This window comes from Thermovirga sp., assembly GCF_017656375.1.
GTDB lineage: Bacteria > Synergistota > Synergistia > Synergistales > Thermovirgaceae > Thermovirga.
Genome location: NZ_JACDOB010000055.1, coordinates 1 through 4495, shown reverse-complemented (window position 1 = coordinate 4495; position 4495 = coordinate 1). Strand labels below are relative to the sequence as shown.

At 44.1% G+C, this 4495-nt stretch carries 4 protein-coding genes; 3 read left to right on the top strand and 1 reads right to left on the bottom strand.

Going from position 1 to position 4495, the window contains the following annotated elements; translation table 11 throughout:
• The 3 genes from H0Z23_RS08540 to H0Z23_RS08530 form a co-directional block, all read left to right on the top strand.
• Positions 1–2079 (top strand): FAD-dependent oxidoreductase (locus tag H0Z23_RS08540; protein WP_296869023.1); only part of this gene is annotated, 2079 nt, incomplete at its 5' end.
• Positions 2080–2098: 19 nt separating this feature from the next.
• Positions 2099–3808, top strand: a complete 1710-nt coding sequence (locus tag H0Z23_RS08535) for a molybdopterin-dependent oxidoreductase (protein WP_296869022.1) — start codon at positions 2099–2101, stop codon at positions 3806–3808.
• Between the two features lie 264 nt (positions 3809–4072).
• The gene (locus tag H0Z23_RS08530) at positions 4073–4273 is read left to right on the top strand and encodes a hypothetical protein (RefSeq protein WP_296869021.1); all 201 of its coding nucleotides are present in this window, start codon (positions 4073–4075) and stop codon (positions 4271–4273) included.
• A gap of 45 nt (positions 4274–4318) precedes the next feature.
• On the opposite strand, the gene H0Z23_RS08525 is transcribed toward H0Z23_RS08530, so the two are convergent.
• On the bottom strand, positions 4319–4495 hold a 177-nt coding region (locus H0Z23_RS08525), incomplete at its 5' end, for a pyrroline-5-carboxylate reductase dimerization domain-containing protein (RefSeq protein ID WP_296869024.1).

Below are 4495 nucleotides of genomic sequence, written 5' to 3'. Positions count from 1 at the left end.
GTTTTTGCTTTGACAGGCAAAGTAAAAAACACCGGGTTACTTGAGGTCCCCATGGGTACTACCTTAGGAGAGATAGTCTTCGACATAGGTGGAGGCATAAGCAAGGAAAGGAAGTTTAAGGCGGTTCAAACAGGGGGGCCTCTTGGAGGCTGTTTGCCCAATGATTTTCTAAACCTACCCGTGGATTTTGATTCGCTCGTTTCTGCAGGGGCACTGATGGGGTCTGGAGGCATGATAGTTGTAGATGAAACGACGTGTATGGTTGAGCTGGCAAGGTTTTTTCTTAAATTCTCTGTGGCGGAATCTTGTGGGCAGTGTACCCCATGCAGGGTTGGAGGGAAAAAACTCCTAGAGATTCTTGAGAGGATCACCCATGGAGAAGGCAAAATGGAAGATTTAGACATGATTGAAGATATAGCGAGGACCATGAAGGAAGGCTCTTTATGTGCCCTTGGGCAAGGAACGCCGAACCCTGTGCTTGCCACCTTGAGATTCTTCAGGGATGAATACGAGGCCCACATTATTGACAAAAGGTGCCCTGCCGGGGTCTGTTCTAGGCTTTCAGTTTCACCATGTCAAAGCGCCTGCCCGGCGGAAGTCAAAGTCCCTCTTTATATTTCCAAAATAGCAGAAGGCAAATATGATGAAGCTCTCTATATCCACAGGGAATCTAATCCTTTCGTTTCAGTTTGTGGCAGGGTTTGTCCTGCGTTTTGTGAGGATAAGTGCCGTAGAGGAGAGCTAGATGCCCCCGTTGCAATAAGAGATCTGAAGAGATTTATGGCGGATAGTGGTACAGATAAATGGGTACCAAACCAGCTGGAGGAAGATAAAGAGGAAAAGGTGGCTATTGTAGGTGGAGGCCCCGGAGGCCTTACGGCTGCTTTGAGGCTCGCACAGCGGGGTTATAGATCTACGATTTTCGAGGCATTGCCGGTGCTGGGAGGAATGATGCGGATAGGGATACCTTCTTATCGTTTGCCCAGGGATGTCCTAGAGAAAGAGATAGAATCCATTCTTAGCATAGGAAAGATAGAAGTAAAAACTGGTGTTGCTTTTGGTAAGGATATTTCATTGGATGATTTAAGGAGAGACTATCAGGCAGTCTTGCTCTCCATAGGAGCTCAAGGATGTTATAAACCCAACGTGCCGGGAAAGGATCTTTTGGGAGTAACGACGGGAATGGAACTATTGAAGGCGATGAATCTCGGAGAAGATATGTCTTTCGTGAAAGGGAAGAAAGTAGTGGTCATAGGTGGGGGCAACGTTGCTATGGATGCGTCAAGATCACTGCTTCGTCTGGGTGCTGAGGAAGTGCATCTTTTGTATAGGCGGGAAAAGAAGGACATGCCTGCACTTGAAGAGGAAGTAATGGCAGCAGAAGAAGAGGGCATCTCCATAAGCTTTGGAACACGACGTTGGAGGCGCCGGCGCAGTGTACTAGAAGAAGAAAAAGTCAAATTTCATTACCTTACCATGCCCATAGAATTTTTAGGGAGTAATGGAAAAGTTATAGGAGTAAAATGCATTCGTTTGTCCCTCAAAGATAAAGAAGGCAAGCCAAAGTTTGACTCTTCAGCCAGGAAAAAACCATTTCCTGTGGAGGGGAGCCAGTTTGTGATAGAAGCCGACATGGTGGTTTGTGCGGTCGGCCAAAAAGTAGAGCAAACCCTTTTGTCGAAAGAAGGTATAGCCACAAATAAAGATGGAACTATACAGGTAGACCCTAGAACGTTCATGACCTCCCTTGAAGGGGTTTTTGCCGTTGGAGATGCAGTCTCTGGCCCTGCTAGCGTAGTTCAGGCGGTTGGGCAAGCAAATAAGGCCTCAAGATCCATACATAGATTTTTGAGGGGGCTTCCCTTGTACGAGCCACAGGCTCTTCCAGAACGACCGGAGCCTATGAAGTATGAGATGAGCGAGGAAGATGGCAACAGGCCAAGGATGAAGGCCTCCATAGTATCCCCAGAAGTAAGAGTGCAGGATTTCAGGGAAGTGGAGCTAGGTTTTCCAAATGAGCAGGTAGCAATCATGGAGGCAAAAAGGTGCCTGCGCTGTGATCTTGAGGAGACTGAATGAGAAGGGGGGGAGACAAGGGATGACAGAGACAATAGAGTTGACCATAAATGGAAATAAGATAAGGACTCAGGGGAATAAGACTATACTTGATGTATGTAAGGAGAATGGAATTTATATACCCACCCTATGTCACCTTGAAGGGCTATCTTCAAGGGGTTCATGCAGAATGTGTCTTGTAAGGGTAGAAGGGGCAAAAAACTTCCTTCCTGCTTGTGCTACCGAAGTCAAAGAAGGGATGGTAGTGATTACCGAGGATGAAGAGCTGTTATCTTTGAAAAAATCCATTTTGGAGCTTTTATTTTCAGAGAGAAATCATTTGTGCATGTTCTGTGAGAAAAGTGGTGATTGTGAACTGCAAAAATTGGCCTACAGATTTGGTTTGGACCATATAAGGTACAGTTTTTCTTGGAAGAAATTTGAGCTTGATACAGGGCGAAAATATTTTCTTTTTGACCAGAACAGGTGTATTTTGTGCCGGAGATGTATAAGGGCTTGCGAAGAGATTGCTGGGCACGCTGTGCTCACAGTCAAAAATCGTGGCCCAGAGCTTATGGTCTGTGCGGATTTAGACTTTCCTTTTAATCAATCCACCTGTGTGTCCTGCGGAACATGCCTTCAGGTATGCCCAACTGGGGCTTTGGCAGACAAATACAGTGCCTATGTTGGAAGAGAAGAAGTGTTAGAAAGAAAGAGGACTGTTTGTACATTTTGCAGTGTGGGTTGCTCCATAGATGTCCTTTCAAGAGATGGGATGCCTGTGAGAATAGAGGGTGTGTGGAAAGAAGGCCCTAGTGAAGGAGTTCTTTGTGTTAAAGGAAGGTTCGAGCCGTTCTATGATGACCGAATAAGGATTAGCACTCCTATGATAAGGAAAAAGGGCGAGCTTATTCCCGTAGGATGGGAAGAAGTAGAGATGATGATCCTTGAGAAGTTACGTGAATTTAAAGAGGCGGAAAGCTGGACAGGTTTGATATCATCTAAGGCCACAATAGAAACGGCAAAAGCATTTAAAGAACTTTTCAAGGAAAAAAGTTACCTTCTTGGATCGTCAGGGACCAAGGTGGGTAATACATCCTTATCCGAACTTGATGAGGCCGACAGCATTATTCTGGCTGGAGTGGATCTTGATAAAGAGTGCCAGGTAGTATCTTCTTTTGTAAAACGTTCCGCCAATAGGGGTGCCGAAATAGTAGTTATAGGATCTGCTGGCGAAAAAGTGGACATAAGGGCTACTAGAAAGCTTAAAAAGTTAGAAGTGAAAGAAATAGTCAATTTAATTGAAACTTTGTCTAATCCTGTGTTTCTATATGGGGCAAAGGTGCCTTCTGATTTATTAGGGAAGATTCTAATGTCAGTGCGTAGTTTAAGATATATAGGACTTGCTAGTGGATATAATACTCGAGGAATAGAGAAAGAGGGAATAGCCTCGTGGAAAGGAGAAATGATCAATGGGGCGGTTTATTTACTAATGTGCGACGATGAGCCAGATAGTAGGCTTAAAGATTGTCTTTCTGAGGCTGATTTTCTGATAGTGCAGTCAAGCTTTGAAAGTTCCATTACAAAAAAGAAAGCAGATATCGTTTTGCCTTCTCCTTCTTGGAGTGAGCGTTCCGGTACATATATCAATACAGAGGGAAAGAAAAAGAAACTGGCTGCTGTAGCTAGTCCTTTAGGATTAACAAGGCCTGATGAATACGTACTTACCAGGCTTAAAAAGTGGAGCGAGTAGTTCTAAATTAAAATCAGTAGTTGAAGGTACAAATACCCCCAGCTAATGATATTCTTAGCCGGGGCTTGTCTTGAAGAAAATGGAATATATATATTAATGGAGTTGAGAAAATTATGTAGTTTCTGGGAGTGTTTTAATTTTGGAGAATAGGGACAAATTGCAAATGGCTTATACCTTTATCATGTCCTTGTTAGCAACAGTTCAGCCTTTCCGGGATATACCCATTTTGACACGGAGGACCAGGAAAACCTTAATTGGATTCTCTTGGTCGGAGAGCACGATTCCGATGTGCAAGCTATATCTGAGCTTTTGCGCCCTATGGCCAAGCAGTTGGCCAATTTTGAAATGCCACTGTACATAAAAGCGGTTAGCATCGACGCCCTTAAAAAGATAAAGGAGCCTTACGAGACCATTTATGATCTTGTATTTTACGAATTTGTAGATGTTGCATCTCCTGATCGCTAAGGATAAGGTGCATTGCCATAAAGCTAGCAATGCACCTTATCTCTTTTATTTTTCTATTTCTTCTTTCGCTTGCTTTCTGACTTCTTCAGAGAGAACCCTTGCTCTGGAGGAAGCAGCGCTTATGGCTTTCATAAAGGCTGTGCGAATACGGCTTTCTTCAAGTTCATAGATACCATCAATGGTTACTCCTCCTGGCGTTAAAACCATATCTCTGAGTTCTGC